The sequence below is a fragment of the Chamaesiphon sp. OTE_8_metabat_110 genome (assembly GCF_031382685.1).
GTDB lineage: Bacteria > Cyanobacteriota > Cyanobacteriia > Cyanobacteriales > Chamaesiphonaceae > Chamaesiphon.
Map to the genome: position 1 here is coordinate 1 of NZ_JANMZA010000366.1, position 20,745 is coordinate 20,745.

19 protein-coding genes are annotated in these 20,745 nt (G+C 46.4%); 15 read left to right on the top strand and 4 right to left on the bottom strand.

Annotation, left to right across the window (positions count from 1 at the left end; translation table 11 throughout):
- The 8 genes from RMO52_RS13325 to psbM form a co-directional block, all read left to right on the top strand.
- On the top strand, window positions 1-1,189 hold a 1,189-nt coding region (locus RMO52_RS13325), incomplete at its 5' end, for an HlyD family efflux transporter periplasmic adaptor subunit (RefSeq protein ID WP_310414948.1).
- 84 nt (window positions 1,190-1,273) lie between these two features.
- Window positions 1,274-2,452 (top strand): ABC transporter permease DevC, encoded by a 1,179-nt coding sequence (gene devC / locus RMO52_RS13330; RefSeq protein WP_310414951.1) that lies wholly within the window; start codon window positions 1,274-1,276, stop codon window positions 2,450-2,452.
- A gap of 217 nt (window positions 2,453-2,669) precedes the next feature.
- Complete coding sequence (locus RMO52_RS13335) at window positions 2,670-3,368, top strand: DevA family ABC transporter ATP-binding protein (protein WP_310414954.1); 699 nt, start codon at window positions 2,670-2,672, stop codon at window positions 3,366-3,368.
- Between the two features lie 70 nt (window positions 3,369-3,438).
- Window positions 3,439-3,972 carry a Rieske (2Fe-2S) protein gene (locus RMO52_RS13340; protein ID WP_310414957.1) on the top strand — a complete coding sequence of 178 codons (534 nt, stop codon included), beginning with the start codon at window positions 3,439-3,441 and terminating at the stop codon, window positions 3,970-3,972.
- Between the two features lie 145 nt (window positions 3,973-4,117).
- Window positions 4,118-5,467 (top strand): TIGR03279 family radical SAM protein, encoded by a 1,350-nt coding sequence (locus RMO52_RS13345; RefSeq protein WP_310414960.1) that lies wholly within the window; start codon window positions 4,118-4,120, stop codon window positions 5,465-5,467.
- A 122-nt stretch (window positions 5,468-5,589) separates the two neighbouring features.
- Window positions 5,590-7,170, top strand: a complete 1,581-nt coding sequence (locus RMO52_RS13350; RefSeq protein ID WP_310414963.1) for a TolC family protein — start codon at window positions 5,590-5,592, stop codon at window positions 7,168-7,170.
- A 152-nt stretch (window positions 7,171-7,322) separates the two neighbouring features.
- Window positions 7,323-7,619, top strand: coding sequence for a 2Fe-2S iron-sulfur cluster-binding protein (locus RMO52_RS13355; protein WP_310414966.1), 297 nt, complete (start codon window positions 7,323-7,325; stop codon window positions 7,617-7,619).
- Between the two features lie 186 nt (window positions 7,620-7,805).
- A complete protein-coding gene (psbM, locus tag RMO52_RS13360) occupies window positions 7,806-7,922 on the top strand; it encodes a photosystem II reaction center protein PsbM (RefSeq protein ID WP_309741687.1) in 117 nt (38 codons plus the stop codon).
- Between the two features lie 223 nt (window positions 7,923-8,145).
- Here the strand turns inward: psbM and rpe are convergent, their stop codons facing one another.
- Complete coding sequence (rpe, locus tag RMO52_RS13365) at window positions 8,146-8,835, bottom strand: ribulose-phosphate 3-epimerase (RefSeq protein WP_309741688.1); 690 nt, start codon at window positions 8,833-8,835, stop codon at window positions 8,146-8,148.
- A gap of 268 nt (window positions 8,836-9,103) precedes the next feature.
- The gene (gene hemL / locus RMO52_RS13370; protein ID WP_310414969.1) at window positions 9,104-10,405 is read right to left on the bottom strand and encodes a glutamate-1-semialdehyde 2,1-aminomutase; all 1,302 of its coding nucleotides are present in this window, start codon (window positions 10,403-10,405) and stop codon (window positions 9,104-9,106) included.
- Window positions 10,406-10,688: 283 nt separating this feature from the next.
- Here hemL and RMO52_RS13375 point away from each other — a divergent pair, with 283 nt between their 5' ends.
- The 3 genes from RMO52_RS13375 (at window position 10,689) to RMO52_RS13385 (ending at window position 14,970) form a co-directional block, all read left to right on the top strand.
- Window positions 10,689-12,716, top strand: coding sequence for an AarF/ABC1/UbiB kinase family protein (locus RMO52_RS13375; RefSeq protein WP_310414971.1), 2,028 nt, complete (start codon window positions 10,689-10,691; stop codon window positions 12,714-12,716).
- Window positions 12,717-12,964: 248 nt separating this feature from the next.
- On the top strand, window positions 12,965-13,447 hold the full coding sequence (locus tag RMO52_RS13380) for a 3'-5' exonuclease (RefSeq protein ID WP_309737923.1): 483 nt from the start codon (window positions 12,965-12,967) through the stop codon (window positions 13,445-13,447).
- Between the two features lie 164 nt (window positions 13,448-13,611).
- On the top strand, window positions 13,612-14,970 hold the full coding sequence (locus tag RMO52_RS13385; RefSeq protein WP_309737924.1) for a cytochrome P450: 1,359 nt from the start codon (window positions 13,612-13,614) through the stop codon (window positions 14,968-14,970).
- An 82-nt stretch (window positions 14,971-15,052) separates the two neighbouring features.
- Here the strand turns inward: RMO52_RS13385 and RMO52_RS13390 are convergent, their stop codons facing one another.
- Complete coding sequence (locus RMO52_RS13390) at window positions 15,053-15,691, bottom strand: tetratricopeptide repeat protein (protein ID WP_310414974.1); 639 nt, start codon at window positions 15,689-15,691, stop codon at window positions 15,053-15,055.
- 351 nt (window positions 15,692-16,042) lie between these two features.
- Between RMO52_RS13390 and RMO52_RS13395 the strand changes: the two genes are divergently transcribed.
- From RMO52_RS13395 to RMO52_RS13405, 3 genes are all read left to right on the top strand, one after another.
- Window positions 16,043-17,434, top strand: coding sequence for a hypothetical protein (locus RMO52_RS13395; protein WP_310414977.1), 1,392 nt, complete (start codon window positions 16,043-16,045; stop codon window positions 17,432-17,434).
- 143 nt (window positions 17,435-17,577) lie between these two features.
- A complete protein-coding gene (locus tag RMO52_RS13400) occupies window positions 17,578-18,282 on the top strand; it encodes a trypsin-like peptidase domain-containing protein (protein ID WP_310414980.1) in 705 nt (234 codons plus the stop codon).
- A gap of 145 nt (window positions 18,283-18,427) precedes the next feature.
- Entirely contained in the window at window positions 18,428-19,003 is a 576-nt protein-coding gene (locus RMO52_RS13405) for a COP23 domain-containing protein (protein ID WP_310414983.1), read from the top strand.
- Between the two features lie 62 nt (window positions 19,004-19,065).
- Here the strand turns inward: RMO52_RS13405 and RMO52_RS13410 are convergent, their stop codons facing one another.
- A complete protein-coding gene (locus RMO52_RS13410; RefSeq protein WP_310414986.1) occupies window positions 19,066-19,683 on the bottom strand; it encodes a hypothetical protein in 618 nt (205 codons plus the stop codon).
- A gap of 156 nt (window positions 19,684-19,839) precedes the next feature.
- Between RMO52_RS13410 and brxD the strand changes: the two genes are divergently transcribed.
- Window positions 19,840-20,745: BREX system ATP-binding protein BrxD (gene brxD, locus RMO52_RS13415; RefSeq protein WP_310414989.1), on the top strand; the 906-nt coding region annotated here is incomplete at its 3' end.

Genomic DNA, 20,745 nt, shown 5'->3' on the forward strand with positions numbered 1-20,745 from the left:
GTCGGCACCCACATCTAGCGAAGGTGTCAAAATCGATAAGTTGTTAGTAGAAGAAGGAACGACAGTTAAAGCGGGGCAGTTAATCGCAATTTTGGATAGTCAAGGACGCTTACAATCAGCGGTAAATGAAGCTCAAGCCAAAGTCAACGTTGCCCGAGCAAGTCTGGTAAAAGTCAAAGCTGGAGCCACGCAGGGCGAAATTAATGCTCAAAAAGCCACCATCGCTAAATTGCAAGCCGAACAGGGGACGGGCATAGAAGCCCAAAAAGCGACACTTGCTAAAGTAATAACCGAAACCGCAACTCAAGCCGAAGCTCAGAAAGCGACACTTGCTAAAGTAGTAGCCGAAACAGCTACTCAAGCTGAAGCCCAAACCGGAGCCATTGCGGAAGCCCAAGCCGGACTTGCTAACGCTCAAGCTGAGGATGAACGTTACGCTAGCCTGTTGACAGAGGGTGCGGTTTCTGCTTCTAACGGTGATAGTAAGCGGTTGACTTTACAAACAACACAGCAGAAAGTAAATCAGGCTCAAGCAAATTTAAAACGGATTGAATCTTCTGGAAAGCAACAAGTAGCGGAAGCTCAAGCCAATTTACGCCGGATTCAAACATCGGGACAACAACAAATCATTGAAGCGCGAGCTAATTTGCGAAAGATCGAAACATCGACGCAACAACAGGTCAAAGAAAGTCAATTTACCCTCAATAGAATTGCGGAAGTACGTCCAGTAGACGTAATGTCCGCCGAAACAGAGGTCAACAGTGCGATCGCTTCTCTAAAACGTGCCGAAGAAAATCTCGCGCAAGCTTATATTAAGTCACCTTTAGATGGTCAGATCCTAGAAATTTTTGCCCGTCCGGGGGAAGTAGTCGGTACTAATGGCATCGCCGATCTTGGCAAAACTAGTCAAATGTATGGAGTAGTGGAAGTTTATCAAAGTGATATTAATAAAATTCGGGTCGGGCAGAAAGTAAAAATCACTAGTATTTCTTTACCTAACGAATTACAAGGTACGATCGAGCGAGTTGGTATTCAAGTCAAGCGGCAAAATGTCATTAATGCCGATCCAACTAGTAATATTGACGATCGAATTATTGAAGTTCATACTATATTAGATCCAGAATCTAGTCAAAAAGCTGCTAAGTTTACTAACTTACAAATTCGAGCAGTAATTAATCTCAATTCTTAGTAAGTTAAAGCTTGTTAATCGACTGTGAAAGCGTAAATTCTAGATGGTGAGCAGTGCCCACCCTACTAAATATCTGCTGGCAATATGCTGAAACTTATCCAAAATCTGACTCGTAGAACTCCACTAGGCTGGCTCCAACTCACTCAGCATAAAGGTCGATTTGCAGTAGCAATCTCCGGCGTGGCATTTGCGGACTTGTTGATGTTAATGCAATTGGGTTTCCAAGGTGCCCTATTCGATAGTGCCGTTGTCTTGCACTCAAAATTAAAAGCAGATATATTTATCATCAGTCCCCAGGCATTAAATATTGGAGCAATGTCTACATTCCCGCGCCGCCGACTATATCAGGCGATGGATGTAACTGGCGTAAAATCAGCAGAGCCAATGTATGTCAGTCTAGTGACTTGGAAAAATCCCCAGACTCGCGATAAGAAAAATCTCATTATTGTCGGATTTAATCCGGATCGACCAATTTTTAATCTACCTGAAGTTAATAGTCAATTAGACAAAATCAAACAGTCTGATACTTTACTATTCGATCGCAAGGCAATCGGTGATTATCAACAAGTAGTCGCACGTGTCGATGCTGGTAAAGCTGTCACCACCGAAATCGAAAGACGCACAATCTCTGTAAATGGATTATTTTCGATCGGGTCTTCATTTTCAGCCGATGGACATCTGATGACGAGTGAAGATAATTATTTACGATTATTTTCTCGACAATCTCAAGGTAATGTCAATGTCGGGCTGATAACGCTAAAACCAGGCTACGATCCTACTCAAGTAGTTCAACAATTAAAATCTTATTTACCCAAAGAAGATATCAAGGTACTGACAAGGGCAGAATATATTGCTTTTGAACAGGGATATTGGCAACAGCAAACACCGATTGGGCCGATTTTTAATCTCGGTGCGATTATGGGATTTTTGGTAGGGATAATTATTGTCTATCAAGTTTTATCCACTGATGTAAATGCTCATCTCAAAGAATATGCCACTTTCAAAGCGATGGGCTACAGCAATACTTATTTACTGGGAATTGTATTTGAAGAAGCATTGATTCTCGCAATTGTGGGCTTTATTCCAGGTTTGATTGTATCAACCGGACTTTATACAGTTGTTGGTGGCGCGACCAATTTACCGATCGCAATGACGATTGTTAGAGCGACTCAGGTATTCACAGGCACTCTGATAATGTGTATGCTTTCTGGTGCCGTTGCCACAGGTAAAGTTCAAGCTGCCGATCCGGCTGATATGTTTTAAATTAGGGGGTAGCGATTCGCGCACGCCCTAGTTCCCCGACGGTTTAGCGGCGTTTTTATGTCTAGGGTTCCCCCCGAATAAGAAAACGACAAGACAGCGAATCAGCGACGCGCTCATCACGGAGGTTCCCTCCAGGTCGAGCGCGTCAAGACAAGACAGATGGTAGATGGTAGGGGATTTATTAGTTTTTTCGAGTTAGCTTTTAATTGTATCTATTATGGAACCAGTAATTTCTATTTCTCATCTCGATCACTATTTTGGCATGGGTCAACTTCGCAAGCAAGTATTGTTTGATATCAACTTGGAAATAAATGCAGGTGAAATCATTATTATGACTGGGCCATCTGGTTCTGGCAAAACTACATTACTGACTCTCTGTGGTGGACTGCGATCGGCTCAAGCTGGTAGCCTTAAAGTATTGGGAACGGAGATGTGTGGTGCTTCATCAAAGCAACTGACGATCGAACGTCGCCATCATGGTTATATCTTTCAAGCTCACAATTTGCATGAGAGTCTGACAGCATTGCAAAATGTTAAAATGGGTTTAGAATTACATCCTGAATATTCAATCCAGGACATGAACGATCGCGCGATCGAGATGTTAGAATTAGTAGGGTTGGGAGAACGTGTAAATTATTACCCAGACAACTTATCCGGCGGACAAAAACAACGAGTCGCGATCGCGCGGGCACTTGTCAGTCAACCCAAAATTCTCCTAGCTGACGAACCGACAGCGGCACTGGATAAACAGTCAGGACGCGACGTGGTGGATTTGATGCAGAAGTTAGCTAAAGAACAAGGCTGCACGATTTTATTAGTAACTCATGACAATCGCATTTTAGATATTGCTGATTCGATCGTGTATCTAGAAGATGGCAAATTGGCAACTGCACCAGATTTAGTACCAGCAAATTAAATCTGCATGGCAGTAAAAACTAGTTAAAATTGAGATCTGCACCCAGTCGCTCCAATTACTCTAAGAACTCATGATTAAGCGTCGCTCTTTTATTGGCTATTTTAGTGTTGGTTGGTTGACGACTTGTTTTCCGATTGTCCTGGCTGCCTACGATCCTGACAAGTCGAGCGCACAAACAACAGCCGATGCCGATCCTCTCGTCAGCGGTAATAAAGACAGTGCCAAACCAGTTGCCAAGAAAACGACCGACGGTTTTACAGTCGTCGGTTCTGTCAGCGAACTAGAAAAGACCGGATATTTGCAAACCACATCAGTTGCAGTCACCCGAAATCCCACCAATCCCAATAAATTAATTGCAGTCAACCCCAAATGTACTCATCAAGGCTGCGATGTCAAATGGGTAACTGGAGAAAACCGCTATACATGTCCCTGTCATAGTTCAAATTTTGAAGCCAATGGTGAAGTTATCAATGGCCCCGCAACTAAGCCTTTAGCCGCCTATCCTGCTAAGATTGTTGGTACTCAAGTCCTAGTCAAAATCGTCGCCCCACCTCCAGTAAACCCCAACCAAAAGACCCCATCTGGGCGGGGACGTAGGAGTTAGGTTTTAGGTTTTAGGCTTTAGGCTTTAGGGAATAGGCAATGTACACAGTAACTTGTCTCCTAGTCCCCCCGTCTCCTAGTCCCCCCGTCTCCCCGTCCCCTCGTCCCCTCGTCCCCCCTTCCCCCCACCTCCCATCTCCCAACTCATGAGTGAAAATGCGATTCGTCCGGCGATGATTACCGGAATTATTCCTGATTCGATCGCGGCAGAAATCGGTTTTACCTCTGGCGATCGATTGGTGAAAATCAACGGTCAAAAGCCACGAGATTTGATCGATTATCAATTTTTATGTAGCGATGAAACTTTGGATTTAGAAGTACTCGATGCCAAGGGTAAGTCGCATCAAATCGAGATTGAGAAGGATTATGATGAGGATTTGGGACTAGAATTTGACTCGGCATTATTCGACGGTTTGATTCAGTGTAACAATAAATGTCCGTTTTGTTTTATCGATCAGCAACCGCCTGGAAAACGCGAATCTTTATACTTTAAAGATGATGATTATCGGTTGAGTTTTTTATACGGCAGTTACCTGACTTTAACCAATCTCACGACCAAAGAATGGGATCGGATCGCTCAGATGCGGCTCTCGCCGCTATATGTTTCCGTCCACGCCACCGAGCCAGAGATTCGATCGCAACTGCTCAAGAACCAGCGGGCGGGCGAAATCATGAATCAACTAGCATGGTTTCAGTCCCATCGCCTCGAAATTCACGCCCAGGTAGTGCTGTGTCCGGGGATTAATGACGGGGTGCATCTCGATCGCACCATCCGCGATTTAGCTAGCTTTCATCACGGCGACACTCCCGCAGTGGCTTCTGTCGCCGTCGTCCCCGTCGGCTTGACCCGGTTTCGTCCCAATCTCGCCGAACTTTCGCCCGTTACGCCCGAAATTGCCAAAGTTGTTATCGCCCAAGTGGAAGCATTACAACGAGAATTTCGGCACCAATTCGACTCGACCTTCGTCTGGTTAGCTGATGAGTGGTATCTCATTGCTGGTGTAGCATTACCCCCGAGCGATTACTACGAAGACTATCCCCAACTGGGCAACGGTGTCGGTTCGATTCGGCGGTTTCTCGATGAATTTGCGGAAGAAATCGCCGACTGGGACGTGACCGCGATCGAGCCACCGCACACCTGCACCTGGGTAGTCGGCAATGCCGTCGAAAATGCCTTCCAACCGATCGTTAACCAGTTAAATGCGATTCCAGGTCTAACGGTCAATTTAGTAGCAATCGCCAGCCAATATTGGGGGCAACAGATGACAGTCACGGGACTATTGACTGGGTACGATCTGATGCAGGAGTTGCCAGGTCGAGATTTGGGCGATCGAGTGCTCATTCCCAGCGTCATGCTCAAACACGACGAAGCGAAGTTTCTCGATGATATGACGATCGACGAATTGGCTCAAAAATTGCAAGTTTCTGTAGTACCAGTTGACGGAATTTATGATTTTCTCGAAAAATTAGGGGAAAATAGAGGCGGGGGCGAATAGGTGGTAAGTGGAGCGGACGGTTATATCAGCTCGTATACGGGCGGTAATCGATCGAGATCCAAACCTGACAGCAGTTTTCTAGACTCATCGCCGATGATAACTCTGAAATTAAATTAATCCACATGCTAAATAGACCAATCCCAGGATCGAACCTCAAACTCAGTAGTCACACTCAGTGTCAGCCGATCGGAATCTCACCCGCAGCGCCTCAGACGACTACCGGATGGCAACTAATGTGTGTGACAATCGCGCTACTGAGCGGAGCGCTCCGGATGGAAACTGCCCGCGCCGCAACGCCAATCGTTGCCAGCAGACAGCAGCGCCCTCAACTCGCGATCGACACCAGCTCTAGACATGACAATTCGATCCAGATCGCCCAAAATACTACCGCGCCAGCAACTTTTACCAATATTCAGCTACCTAACGATCTCAACCTCCCCAACACCGGGAGTCAGGTGCAGATTACCGGACGCCAATCGATTACCCTCCAGCAAGCGCTCGACATCGCCTTCCGCAACAATCGCCAAGTCCAAGCCGCACGCTTGACTGTCGAGCGCGATCGTCAAGGGATTAATCTTGCCCAAGCCTCTCAAGCCGTGCGAGTCGGATTGTCAAATACAGGGATTACAACTTCTGGATCGCCACTACTAATCGGCGAGCAACCGCAAATTCCTGGCAGTACCTCTAGCAGTACTGGCATTAATGGCGGTATCACTGCCAATTACACGATTCTCGATGCAGGTCGTAATCAAAGTAGCGTTCGCGCGGCTGAAGAACAAGTTCGGTTTGACAGACTCGATCTGGTGCGCGTCGAACAACTAGTGCGCGGACAAGTCATCGCCGCTTACTACGATCTCCAAGCTGCGGATTCCGCGATTAAAATCAGTCAAGCATCAGTCACCGACGCCACTCGCAGTTTGAACGACGCACAACTCCAAGAGCGTGCTGGAGTAGGGACGAGATTTGACATCCTCACCGCCCAAGTCCAACTCGGTACCGCTAATCAAAATCTCACCAACGCACAGGCGCAACAGCAAACCGCTCGCAAAAATCTAGCGCAAATACTCGTCGTCGATCAAAATACGGAATTTACCGCAGCCGATCCCGTCCGCGAGCTAGGAACTTGGCAATATTCCCTCGAAGACAGTATCATCCTCGCCTTCAAAAATCGACCAGAAGTAGAGCAGCAACTGTCCCTCCGTCGCATCAGCCAGCAACAAGAAATTATCGCGGCAGCGGCAGATTCCGCTCAGGTCAATCTAGTAGGTAGCTATGGTTTAGGCAAAAATATCACTAGTTCTGCTGGCGCACAAGACAACTACAGCGTAGGCGTTCAGTTGAGTTGGAACTTCTTTGATGGGGGTGCCGCCGCCGCCAATACCAATCGGGAAAAAGTCAGCCAACAGATTTTTGAAAACCAGTTTACAACGACCAGAAATCAAATTCGGTTTCAAGTCGAGCAAGCTTTCTTTAGCCTTGGCTCTAACCAAAAAAACATCGCCACCTCCGCCCAAGCCCTCAGACAGGCCGAAGAAAGTCTCAAATTAGCCCGTTTGCGCTTTCAAGCTGGGGTCGGTACGCAAACTGATGTGATCGTGGCGCAAACCAACCTTGCCACCGCTCGGGGCAATAACATCACGGCAGTGCTCAACTATAATCGCGCGCTAGCGAATCTGCGGACAGCAACGGTATTGCCGCAGTAAGGGGGATTGGCGGTGGAGGGTAATGGGTCAAAACCATCACTCTCGGAGTTTGGGGATGTGCCGATCGAACTCCCCACCTTTACCCCCTTGGCAAAACTGCCAAATATCTTAATAATCCTTAATAGGACATAAATTATTTTAGGGGTATCGAGATGAGTTCGATTAAATTTATCAAAGAGAACAAAGAGATTGTCGTCGCAATGGGGTCAAATCTGCGCGAGAAGGCGGTTCAAAACCAAATTGATATCTATACCTTCAAAGGGAAGCTCATGAACTGCGGTGGCTACGGTCAGTGTGGGATGTGTGGCGTAGAGATCGTGGAAGGGATGGAAAATCTCTCTCCCCGCACTGATTTTGAAAACCGCAAGCTGGCAAAAAAACCTGCTAACTATCGCCTCGCCTGTCAGACCTTAGTCAATGGTGCTGTTTCCGTCAATACCAAGCCTTAGTTTTGGCTCCAAGTCGCTGGTGAGGAATCTTCGCTCCTCTCTGGTCGCTGGAGGCGATCGTCGCCTTCCCAACTCTAGTAGACTCAGGTTGAGGATGTTAAATCTTTACCTTACTGACTAGACCCTCGCTGGAAATGATATTCTGGTATAGGTACTCAATAAAAATACTTTATAGGAATTACTCTTATGCAAACTAACGATTTAGGCTTCGTCGCCAGCCTTTTATTTGTCCTCGTACCGACGATTTTTTTGATTATTCTCTATATTCAAACTAACAGCCGCGATACTGGCTCTGATTCATAGATTATTATATTTTAGACCGATAAAAAAGACTGCCAAAGATTAGTTTCTATGCAGTCTTTTTTAATGAATAATTGCGATTGGCAATCTAGGCAATTAGGGTAGTAAAATATTGAGACTCGATCGCCTTAGCTATTGCTGAAACCTAGATGGTAGGCACTGCCCACCCTACTCTCTTTCTACCCTAAAGCCTAAAGCCTAAAACCTAAAACCTAAAGCCTAATCCCTACACCGCTGCTAATTCTGGACGCTTGCTATTGCGAACACCTTTAATTGCTTCAGCATAATCGGGAGCATTAAATACTGCCGAACCAGCGACGATCGCATTTGCACCTGCTTCGATGACTTGCCAGCTATTATTGGGTTTAAGACCGCCATCAACTTCAATCCAAGGGTCTAAACCGCGCTCGTTGCAAATTTGGCGCAATTTAGCGACTTTGGTAACAGCACTAGGAATAAAGCTTTGACCGCCAAAACCAGGGTTGACGCTCATAATTAAGACCAAATCGCACAAGTCGAGGACGTATTCGATTAGTTCTAGAGGAGAGCCAGGATTGAGGACGACGCCAGCTTGTTTGCCCAGTTCTTTGATTTGTCCCAAGGTGCGATGCAGGTGAGCCGAAGCATTGTACTCAGCATGGACGGAGATAATATCAGCACCAGCTTTGGCAAAATCAGCCACATACTTTTCTGGTTCGACGATCATCAAGTGGACATCGATAATCTTTTTAGTATGGGGACGAACGGCTTCGACAATCAGGGGGCCGATAGTAATATTTGGTACGAACCGTCCATCCATGACATCAACGTGAATCCAATCGGCTCCAGCGGCATCCACAGCCCGAATTTCTTCACCTAAGCGGCTAAAATCTGCCGACAGGATCGAGGGGGAAATGACTAAGGATTTTTGGCTCATAGTTACTACAGTTCTCCTAAGAGTTAGTTTTTTGTAAAAATTTTAACAATTTATCTAATTTTAACAGGGGTGAGGAATTAATTAGCTAAGTTCCTAGTTATGACTGAGGGGGACGGGGGGACGGGAGGAGATTTTGTAGGTTGGGTTGAGCCTCGAAACCCAACACACTCAACAATTGATTTTGTGGGCGTTGGGTTTCACATTCGTTCAACCCAACCTACAGGTGTCTTGACACCCATCTCCTATCTCCCATCTCCCTGCTCTCTATCTACATTTGGGACATCACGATCCGTGCTGCTGCTAAAGTACGATCGATATCGGCATCGGTATGAGCTAAAGAAGTAAACCCAGCTTCAAATTGCGATGGTGCGAGATAAATCCCCTGCTCCAACATGCCGCGATGGAAGCGACCGAATTTAGTCACATCTGACTTTTTGGCATCTTCAAAATTGTGAACAGGCCCTTCACAGAAGAATAACCCAAACATCCCGCTAATATTCCCACCACAAGCAGCGTGTCCGGTTTCTGCGGCGATTTGCAATAAACCATTAGCCAAGCGGGTAGTGATTTTATCCAAATACTCATAAGTACCTGGTTTTTGGAGTAGTTCGAGGGTTTTAATCCCCGCCGTCATCGCTAGCGGGTTGCCTGAAAGCGTTCCTGCTTGATACATCGGCCCCGCAGGTGCGACCATCGACATGATCTCTTTGCGTCCGCCGTAGGCACCGACAGGTAAACCACCGCCGATGACTTTACCCATCGTAGTGAGATCGGGAGTAACACCAAATCTCTGCTGTGCGCCGCCGTAGGAAATGCGGAAGCCAGTCATCACTTCGTCGAAGACTAGTAATGCGCCGTATTCTTGAGTGATTAATCTCAAGCCTTCGAGGAAACCAGCATCGGGCACGATAAAGCCTGCGTTACCGACGACGGGTTCCAAGATAACGCCAGAAATACTATCAGGATTGGCAGCAAATAGCGCTTTGACAGCTTCTAAATCGTTGTATGGTGCCGTGAGGGTATCCACCGTAGTCGATTTGGGTACGCCAGGGGAGTCGGGTAAACCGAGAGTAGCGACACCAGAACCAGCCTTCACCAAGAACATGTCCGCATGTCCGTGATAACAGCCTTCAAACTTGATAATCTTGTCGCGTCCGGTAAAGGCGCGCATCAGCCGTAGGACAGCCATACACGCTTCGGTGCCGGAATTGACAAATCTCACCATTTCCACGCTGGGAACGGCATTAATTACCATCTCAGCAAGGACGTTTTCGAGGTAGCAGGGCGCACCGAAGCTCGTACCTTTGGCGAGTGCCTCATGCAGGGCGGCAATTACTTCCGGGTTGGCATGTCCGCAGATTGCTGGCCCCCAACTGCCCACATAGTCGATATACTGATTGCCATCTACGTCCCAGACATAGGCATCTTTGACGCGATCGAATACAATCGGTTGACCGCCGACAGACTTGAACGCCCGCACGGGGGAATTCACCCCACCCGGCATCAGTTCGCGAGCGGCTGCAAATATTTCTTCTGATTTTGTAGTTTTCAAATTAGATGTAGAAACCAATTTTTTCTCCCAACGGTTAAAAGCTAGATTAAGTAAGTTCGTACTTATAGGCGATCGAGACTATAGTAATTTTAGTGGAATTGACCGGATTACCCAATACTTCCTTCACAATCTTCAGTTGATGTCAAAACCTCAAACATCCAGCCTGAAGATCGGAATGCCGATCTCCACCGATGAGGACAACCCCCAGACGTTCGTCATTTACACGCAGTAAAGTAGATAATATCCCCAGGTAGTTCGCATAATTGTTACAATAATTAACAGGGCTAAATACCATCACCTCATGAACACCACACCTTCTAATCAGTTTGCACCAGAGATGAATCGAGCCGATGCTTCCGAGTACCAGCCAGCAACAGCCGTATCGACAGAACTAGTGGCTGATGTAGAAGTTGTGCCTTCCAGACGCGTCAAAGAAATTACCGACGGTACCTGGCTGGGGTACGATCCGATCGCGATCGCGCAGTATTACAGCACTCAACCCCTCAAAGTGTTTGCCCGCTTTATTAGCATCTTTCTGCCGATCGTTAATTTTGCATTAGGATTGTGGTTCGATAAAATTACCAATAAATCCAAACAAAATCTCGGCAAACGTGCCACTCAGATTCGCAAATTGTTGACCAAATTGGGGCCAGCATATATCAAAATCGGTCAGGCACTATCTACACGCCCCGACTTAGTTCCGCCTCAATTTTTAGAAGAATTAGCGCAGCTACAAGATAATATCCCGGCTTTTTCCAACGAGATTGCCTACCAATTCATTGAAGAAGAATTAGGCGACAAGCCCGCAGCAATTTACGCAGAGATTAGCGACTTACCGATCGCAGCGGCATCGCTCGGACAAGTCTATAAAGGTAAGCTTTGGAGTGGTGAAGATGTAGCTATTAAAGTGCAGCGTCCGGGTTTAGCAGATAGCATCGCCCTAGATTTACATGTCGTTCGGACTTTGGCAATCTGGGCACAAACTAACTTTCAACAAATTCGGAGTAATTTAGTCTCGATCGTCGATGAATTTGCCGAGCGCATTTTCGAGGAAATGGACTATGAAAATGAAGGACGTAATGCCGAAAAGTTTGCCGAATTGTACGGTGGAATGCCAGATATTTATGTGCCTAGCATTTACTGGCAATATACGGGCAGACGCGTCCTGACAATGGAGTGGATTACCGGGACAAAATTAACCAATCTCGAAGCAGTAGCCGCTCAGGGACTCGATGCTACTTACCTAGTAGAAGTCGGCGTGCAATGTTCGCTCCGACAGTTGCTCGAACATGGCTTCTTTCATGCCGATCCCCATCCTGGTAATTTACTCGCTACCCCCGATGGTAAATTAGCTTACTTGGATTTTGGGATGATGAGCCAAGTCAAACCATATCAACGGTATGGTTTAGTAGAAGCGATCGTGCATCTAGTCAACCGCGATTTTGATGGATTAGGGCGAGATTTTGTCAAGCTAGAATTTTTAACTCCAGATACAGATTTAACGCCGATTATTCCAGCTATATCTTATGTGTTTAACAGCTCATTAGGTGCGGTGGGGACGAATATCGCCGACATGGATTTCAAGAGCGTTACCGACCAACTATCGGGGGTAATGTATGAATTTCCCTTCCAAGTGCCAGCTTACTACGCCTTGATCTTGCGATCGCTAGCCACTCTCGAAGGAATCGCGATTTCTGTCGATCCTGAATTTAAAGTCCTCGCAAAAGCATATCCCTACGTCGCTAAACGCTTACTCACAGATCCTGCCCCCGATTTACGAAACTCGCTCAAAGAACTATTATTTAAAGATGGTTCCTTCCGGTGGAATCGCCTAGAAAATCTCCTCAATAATGCCCGGAGTAGCGATGAATACGATCTCAATCAAGTCATCGACCAAACCTTAGATTTCATTCTCTCCGATCGCGGTACCTTCATTCGCGACTATCTTGCAGATGAAATCGTCCGAGGCTTGGATAATTTTGGTAGCAATACTCTCCAAAATGTCACCCATGCAATTCAGAAAGGGATTGGGATGAAGGTGCCAGCGACCGTCAACAACACCCAACAGTTATCAGAAGGGCTAGGAAACATCCAACGGATTTGGAGCATCTTACAGCAGACTAAAGGCTTCGATCCGGCGATCGTTTTACCCCGGATTCCGCAAATTTTGCTCAAATCCGAAACCCAATCCTTCGGTCAAAAAATCGCCAGTGGCTTAACCCAACGGATGGCAGCCCGCTTGATTCGCGAGGTACTATTGCAAGATGTACCCGCCGAAGTTGTCGTCAACGAGCGCCAACTGGCTCTCCCTACTCGCGCCAGACGCTAATCGAGGGCATAGCACGAACCGTCTCGGGTACCCTACAGGTCAATTGTGTCAGGGTACCCAGTGATTATCGCCGTAATCTCGCTCGCCTAAAATCCGGGCGGCGATCTCTTCTTTCCGCCCCGATTTATTTAGATTTGCCAATCGCCAGCAGGTTTGTCTGGGAACCTAAATGCTCGATCGAGACGATAATATACTCGCGAAGCGATGAGCTTCGATGCTAAAATTGTTGACTCCATAGCAAAACAACCGTGAGATTAGTTGCGATCGATTTTGAGACTGCCAATCGCGATCCGAATAGTGCCTGCGCCTTGGGCATAGTTCAGATCGAGAACCAAACCATCATCCACGAAGAAATCTTCCTGATTCGTCCTCCATCATATCGCTTTGAATTTACTAATATTCATGGCATCATGTGGTCTGATGTCGCTCAGGCTCCCACCTTCAAGCAAGTCTGGACGCAGATTTCCACTAGAATCGAACGTGCTGATGCTTTAGTCGCCCACAATGCTAGTTTCGATCGTCGAGTACTCTATGCCTGTTGTGACTTATACAATATTCCGCAACCCAAACAAAAATTCATCTGTACCGTCGCTCTCGCTCGCGAACGCTGGAACCTCTATCCCACCAAACTCCCCGATGTGTGTAGATATCTAAACATCGAATTAAACCATCATCAAGCGCTCTCTGATGCGCGTGCTTGCGCTGAGATTGTCATCGCGGCGGCGGCATAGGAGCGGCGAGTATAATTAATAGATCGATTAAATATAATTGCATAAATTTTACCGAGAAGTGCGATCGATAAATCTTGAGGACGAGAAATAGTGCCGCCATCGGGATGCACAAAAGTAGTTATCATCGGATAATAGAGAATAGATCCGATCGGCTGCAAAATACTATGACTGCACTTCTACCCACTGTTAAATCACCGAGTCCGATTCAGCTCTGGCAGTGGATTACCGCACCGATCGATTATTTGGATAATTCCGAGCGAGAGTATGGTGATATCTTTCAGGTTCGGATGTCTGGCGTCTTTGATAATTGCGTATTTCTGAGCGAGCCGAAAGCAATTCAACAGGTACTAACTGGCGATGCCAAACAATTTGCCGCACCGGGTTCGATCAATCAAATCTTAACGCCTTTTTTAGGCGATCGCGGAGTAATCTTATTAGATGGGGGCGAACATCGGCAACGCCGACAGTTATTAATGCCTCAATTTCATGGCGACAAAATTCGGGCTTATACAGAGCTAATTTGCAAATTGACCCGGGATTTGGTGGCAGGCTGGCAGGTTGGGGAAACCATCAATCTCCGCGAACAAATGCAATCAATTTCGCTCTCAGTTATTTTGCAGACTGTATTCGGACTCTACGAAGGCGAACGGTACGATCTGATTCGCGAGAAGTTAATCGAAGTCATCTCCTTAATCGAATCCCCCATCAAGTCTAGCTTCTTATTTATCCCCGCACTACAGCAAGATTTAGGTGCCTGGAGTCCTTGGGGTCGATTTTTACGCGATCGGGAAATACTCGATCGATTAATCTATGCCGAAATTGCCGACAGGCGACATAATTATCAACCAGATCGATCGGACATTCTGAATCTATTAATCGGCTCCACCGATGCCCAAGGCAACGGCATGAGCGATGTTGAGCTGCATGATGAACTGATGACGCTGTTATTTGCCGGACATGAAACTACGGCAACTGCCTTAGCCTGGGCGATTTATTGGATTAATTATCTACCCGAAGTTAAAGCAAAATTAATAGCAGAAATCGCCACATTAGGTACAGAACGTGACTCGGTAACGATTAGCCGCCTACCTTATTTAAATGCAGTTTGTGCGGAAACATTACGAATATATCCAGTCGGCATGTTGACATTTCCCCGAATAACTCGGGAGCCAGTCTCATTACAAGGCTACGATATCCCCGCCGATACGGTAGTTGTCGGCTGCATCTATCTCACTCACCATCGCGAAGATATCTATCCCGAACCAGATCTATTTAAACCAGAACGCTTTCTAGAACGTCAATTTTCACCTTATGAATATCTCCCCTTCGGTGGTGGTAGCCGTCGGTGTATTGGGATGGCATTAGCTCAGCTAGAAATGAAACTAGTCATCGTCGAAATCCTGTCTGGCTGTAAACTAGAACTGGCGAGTAAGTCACCCGCAATTCCCGCACGGCGCGGCGTCACATTAGGGCCAAAAGGTGGTATCGAAGTTAATGTAGTTGCTAAAAATAAAGCTGTATAATTTTGGTGTGAAAAAGCGATCGTTCATTGACGATCGCTTTCTTATTAAAATATGCTTGCGGATTTAGAGACAAATAATCGCCCTAATTGCCACTAGTCTGTTGCCATTGAGAAAGTAAGTCGCTTGCTGCTTGAGCATCTTGGGGATTACCTTGTCTCTGAGCGAATTTAACGGCTTGCTGCATATCGGCAATCCCACCAGCTAGATCTTTTAAGTAGGTATACTTGAGCACCCCGCGATTGTAGTAGGCATTAGCATTTCTAGGCTTGAGTTGAATGGCGCGATTGTAGTCAGCTAATGCGCCCTGGTAATCTTGGAGATTGGTGGTTTTGAGATTACCGCGATTGGTGTAAGCGGCATCATAACTTGGCTTGAGTTGAATGGCACGGCTATAATCAGCTAGTGCGCCAGGGTAATCTTGGAGGTTGGTTGCTTTGATTAACCCGCGATTGTAGTAGGCGTTAGCACTTTTAGGGTTATTTTTAATTACCCGATTGTAGTCGGCTACCGCGCCCTGATAGTCGCCGCGCTGATATTTCTGCGCTGCTGAGGAGAAGCGATCTCCAGTACCTTGTCTATTATAAATTCTGGCGATCGAGATCGCGCCTAGATTTGGCGTGTGAGCCATCTCCAGCGAATTTTTAGCAACTGCAATAGTCTCACAGGTAATAGTAGCTGCACAGCCGACTAGTCCCGCCCACAGTAAGATTTTAGATGACATAAAAGTGTATTAGTTTGGGATGGTATTAATACTAATCGGGATTGTCACATGAGACAATGTACGATCGGTCGCCATTTATACCGTTCGGGCGAACGTGTTAGCAAGTTTTCCCCATTGGTGAAGATCGATAAATCATCGGGATGGCATACCTTGAAGTGTCGATAGATTGCCAGACAAGCATGGTTGAGTCAACATCCACAATCGCCAAGATCCGATCTAAATCGAAATGAGTAATTACACTCCAGATGGTGTGGACGCGATCGATTATAATTTCTGTGAATAGTGCAGCCTGTAGGTTAGCGGCTACCTTATTTATCCGCTCGTCAGATCCTCCCACCGTCCTCCCCAGCAGTGTCTAGCAAACAACATCTCTTCAAACAGTGGTTGGCGACTGGCTCAGTCGCCTTTGTGGCGAGCTGTGGCTGTAGTTTACCCTTTACGCAGAATCTCGCGCAGTCGGCACTCATCGGTTTCGCCGCGCTCCCTGGAGTTGCCGCCAGCACGCTCTTGCGCTTGCGCCAACGCCAACAGCAGTTACATCGCCAATTAGATCGCGGCAAATTGCGGCTGCATCATTTGTACCACCAAGGAGCGCTACTCGACAAACAATTGCAACTTAGGGATAGAGATCGCCAAGATATCGAGCGGCGAGTAGCACAACTACAGAGTTTAGCAGCTAGTTTGACCGAGCGGATCGATCGCGATCGCCAGCAACACCCGCCACTAGAGCAACAGCTAGCCGCACTCACCCACTACTGTCAGGAACAACAGACTTTAGCGACAAATATCGATCGCAAAATTCAGGACAAACAAGCCCGCCGACTCGAAATCGATACTAATGTCGATCGTCTCAAACTAGAACTTTCTCAACTACAAGCAGCAAAATTACAGACGATTGATGAGATCGATCGATCTAAAATATTTCTCCAAAATATCCAAGCTGAAATCGCCAGATGTGCGACAACCAAGCAAGAATTAACAATAGCAATTCAGCAGATACAGGCACAGCAGGAAATAGTAAACAGTGACTTAAATCGCTCGACCGATCGGCAACATCACCTCATCGACGAGCTAAATTCTACAATTACTAGCAGCCAGCAGACGCACCAAAATCTGATATTAGAAATAGAGAGTCTAGCCCAGCTCGTCGCCCAAAGATCGACAGAACTAGCAGAGCGAGAACAGCAGTTAGCATCAGCACAACAACACCTCAGCGATACCGAATCAGCCTTAACACTCAAACAAACAAAATTAGCTGAATTAGCAGCAGAAATATCAGCTCGAAATCGTGACATCGAATCATCACCAGACTATCTCGCACTTTCAATACAACAACGCGAATTAAAAATTGCTCAATTAGAATTGAGTAGTAGAGCAGCTAAGCTAGATAACTTAGAATTAAAATTTCAGGCTAAATTTCAAGAATTAGAAGAAGTAGAGTTAGAGAAGATCCTCCAAATCTTCGAGCCAAAACCACCAGCAATCGATCGCAATATCGACTCGATTGCGATACCAGAAACATGGCACGATCGCTTCATCGATAATCCCCATCTTTCAATTTTACAACATATCGAAAAACATGGGACAATTACTGAAGCCGAAGCTAGTGCTAAACTCGGTAACGCTCGATCGGTCAGACAATTTGCCAATAAATTAGAAGAATACTCCCAAGATCTGCCCTTTTCAATCAGAGTAGAATCCTCACCCAAAGGTAATCGCTACCTCAAAGAAACTCAGAACTAACAGTATCTCCATATCTGTCCGAATACTGCATTTTCCCCTTAAATATGCTACAATCGCCATCGAATCGGTTCAAAAGATGATAAAGGTAGTAAGCGATGCTTCTGGTAACTACAAGTAATCATTACATTCCCAACCACTAGATCGTGAAAACTAAAATTTTTGCCTCATTATTACTTGCCACCTTAACTTGTAGTGGGTTTAGCACCGCTTATCTCATCCCCGCTGTTGCAAAAACACCAGCAGCCACTACAGCCAATCGCGTCTATGCCAAAGCAAATCCCGCCGTGGTGATGATTCGCGGTAATAAGGGCTGGGGAAGTGGCTTTATCATCAGTCCTGACGGCTATGTGATTACCAACGCCCATGTAGTCAAAGGGCAACCCGCCGTGGTGACATTATTGATGGCGGACGGGAAAACAGAAATACCTGCCGATCTAGTAGGATTTGGCAAAGATGGGCTAGATCTGGCATTACTCAAAATCAATCGTCGGGGTCGAAAATTTCCAACAGTTGCCCCTGCCAAAACTGCGGCGAGAGTTGGGGACAATGCCTATGCGATCGGTACGCCGTTAGACGAGGCGTTCCAAAATACATTTACCACTGGAATTGTTAGTGCCCTCCGTGACGGTGGTAAGTACATCCAACACAGTGCCCCCATCAATCCAGGTAATTCTGGTGGGCCATTATTAAACGACAGCGGTGAAGTAATCGGGGTGAATACAGGCGGATTTGGTAGAGCTACAGGCAATGTCGGACTCAACTATGCGATCGGTGTCAATTTACTCCGTCAATTTGTCATCGATGCCCGCCAGGGTAAAAGTTCGCCTGTAGCGACGATCCGTGATTGAACTCATGGGGGAACCGTATCCGTACCGATCGCCAAAGGCAAATAAATTTCGATCTCGTGGTGCATATTTTACCAAAAACTACCCAATCTCAGTTCATGTCAACTGTTAAATCTAGCTGCTCACCGACAATTAATTAGTAATTCTCATGAAACTAGATCAACCCAAATCATTCGCGATTTTCAAAACTGCATTGCTATCTAGCCTCATCACGATCGCTGGATCGTTAGCAACTCAGGTAAGGGCAGAAAATACACATCCGCAGATCGTCGCCCAAGCATCGCCGACAGTCCAGTTTTATTGTGGTAAAGCCGCAGATCCCAGCAGTAGAAGCAACCTTCCGGCTACACTTGCCAGAGTTTCTGGATCTAGGGAAGAACCCGTACTAATTATCTGGAAAAGTGAGGCATTTAAAACCACACCCCAACAACGGTGCGAAACAGTTTCACCCAAATTTCAAACAGCACTGCAACAGGGTCGCAACTATATTACTGCGGGGGTCGATCGCAAAAGTGGTATGGGGATAATCTGTGCGATGGCTGATGCCGAACAACCTTGCGATCGCCGGAATATGTTATTTACGCTCAAATCTTATCAAGATGCTGGTAATACGATCGAACAACTCTCTAGCGTACTAAGGGGAACGGCAAGTTCACCAATATATGAAAGTGGTAGTACTCCAGTCGTCGATCTCCGCGATTTTGCGCTATTGCGAAAAAATTAGTTCGATCTGTAGGTTGGGTTGAAGAATGAAACCCAACCTACAGATCTAATATTCGGATCGAGTCAATGAACATCCATGATTATCTCCGCACCTACATCGTCAGCAGACAGATAAAAATTTTTCCACGATCTAAAATCCTCTGAATACCATCCTTCATCCCCATCATCCCCTCCAGGAAATAGCATTTCTGGTTCGATTTGTCGTAATACACTAGCTCCTTTTTTTACTGCTTCACGAGTTGCCAGTCCAAATGACTCTTCATGTTCGCCAAGATAGGTATCTCCATACAAGAGATCGTCCACTATAACAGCAGCATCCTCAAAATTTCGTCTTGATAGTTCCTCCAATAACCTATCTCGAACTACGTCAAATGATTTTTCTAGTGAGCCTGTGATATCTACAATCTTTGGATAATCTCGACGGGTAATGCGTATTGCTTCACGAAAATCTGCTACTAAGAGAGATGTTTCTAATTCGGTTCCACAAAACACATCAGGATGACCCTCGAAAGCATTTTCCATAGATCCATCGAATGATTCAGGATCGTCTTCAAACAAATTGAAAAGATGACCAGAATCAAAAAGCATGATTGACAAAATTACAAAAGCTATATCAGATTGAAGACGAGCGTAAAAACTACTTTCAGGTGGAATTGCTTGATAAGCCAATGTAACGCCCATAGATCGGATTGGGTGGACGATACCCACCAGCTAGGTTGCGAATAAAATTAATTATAATCCTTTCAATAACTGGTGATGACCCTCCGTTGGGGATGCTACGCATAAGTATCGATCTATAATCGTCACACGATCCAAATTTACGATCAATAACCCCCGATGACTAATATCAGCCAGCGCGACATCGAGCATATATTTGAAAGATTGCGATCGGGTGTAGTGCCAGAGCGGGGACTAGAAGCATTTGCCGTGGGGATCGATCGAGCTAGAGGTGAAATTGGGAGACAATTAGACTTAGCTGGAAATAACGAGGGAGTGTTCAAATTCCTGCGGGGTGGCTATGGGTGTGGTAAAACCTTCATGGCACGGTTGGCACTGCTCGATGCTCAGGCTCAGGGGTTTGCGACGAGCTTTGTGGTGGTATCGGATAACGATTTGCACTTCCATCGGTTTGATGATGTCTATCGGAAAGTCGTGCAAGAATTGGCAACCGATCGCTGCGATCGCGGGGCGTTGGGGTTTATACTCGATCGATGGATCGCACGGATGGAAGATGCCGCGATCGATGGTGGTGCAAATCCTGATGCTGAAGATTTCGATACTCAGGTACAGCAGCGGATCGAATCAGATCTCGCCTCCCTCACGGGTGGGAAAGCACCCGAAGACATGACGCGGGTATTGCGATCGATCTTTGCCCTCAAACAGCAGAATAAATTCCCCGAAGCCAGCGCGCTCCTCTCCTGGCTATCGGGTAGTGAAAACGTCGCCGCATCCTCAAAGCGGATCGCCGGGATTAAGGGCGATATTGGCTCCAAAGAGGCGATGGACTATCTTCAGGGCATTTTAGCCATTACTAAAGCTTCGGGCTATAAGGGCTTAGTAATCGTCATCGACGAAGCCGAAACGATGTTGCGGATGAAAACCGATATCCGCGCCAAATCTCTCAATGGAATTAGGCAAATTTGTGACGCAGCCGATCGCTATCCAGGGTTATTCTGGATCTTTACAGGTACGCCCGAATTTTTTGATACCAATCGCGGGGTAGCGGGTTTATCGCCCTTACAC

What these genes read in the sequence shown, in the direction of transcription:
- devC (WP_310414951.1), top strand. Translation starts at nt 1,274, where the DNA reads ATGCTGAAACTTATCCAAAATCTGACTCGTAGAACTCCACTAGGCTGG.
- RMO52_RS13335 (WP_310414954.1), top strand. Translation starts at nt 2,670, where the DNA reads ATGGAACCAGTAATTTCTATTTCTCATCTCGATCACTATTTTGGCATG.
- RMO52_RS13340 (WP_310414957.1), top strand. Translation starts at nt 3,439, where the DNA reads ATGATTAAGCGTCGCTCTTTTATTGGCTATTTTAGTGTTGGTTGGTTG.
- RMO52_RS13345 (WP_310414960.1), top strand. Translation starts at nt 4,118, where the DNA reads ATGAGTGAAAATGCGATTCGTCCGGCGATGATTACCGGAATTATTCCT.
- RMO52_RS13350 (WP_310414963.1), top strand. Translation starts at nt 5,590, where the DNA reads ATGCTAAATAGACCAATCCCAGGATCGAACCTCAAACTCAGTAGTCAC.
- RMO52_RS13355 (WP_310414966.1), top strand. Translation starts at nt 7,323, where the DNA reads ATGAGTTCGATTAAATTTATCAAAGAGAACAAAGAGATTGTCGTCGCA.
- psbM (WP_309741687.1), top strand. Translation starts at nt 7,806, where the DNA reads ATGCAAACTAACGATTTAGGCTTCGTCGCCAGCCTTTTATTTGTCCTC.
- rpe (WP_309741688.1), bottom strand. Translation starts at nt 8,835, where the DNA reads ATGAGCCAAAAATCCTTAGTCATTTCCCCCTCGATCCTGTCGGCAGAT.
- RMO52_RS13375 (WP_310414971.1), top strand. Translation starts at nt 10,689, where the DNA reads ATGAACACCACACCTTCTAATCAGTTTGCACCAGAGATGAATCGAGCC.
- RMO52_RS13385 (WP_309737924.1), top strand. Translation starts at nt 13,612, where the DNA reads ATGACTGCACTTCTACCCACTGTTAAATCACCGAGTCCGATTCAGCTC.
- RMO52_RS13390 (WP_310414974.1), bottom strand. Translation starts at nt 15,691, where the DNA reads ATGTCATCTAAAATCTTACTGTGGGCGGGACTAGTCGGCTGTGCAGCT.
- RMO52_RS13405 (WP_310414983.1), top strand. Translation starts at nt 18,428, where the DNA reads ATGAAACTAGATCAACCCAAATCATTCGCGATTTTCAAAACTGCATTG.
- RMO52_RS13410 (WP_310414986.1), bottom strand. Translation starts at nt 19,683, where the DNA reads ATGGGCGTTACATTGGCTTATCAAGCAATTCCACCTGAAAGTAGTTTT.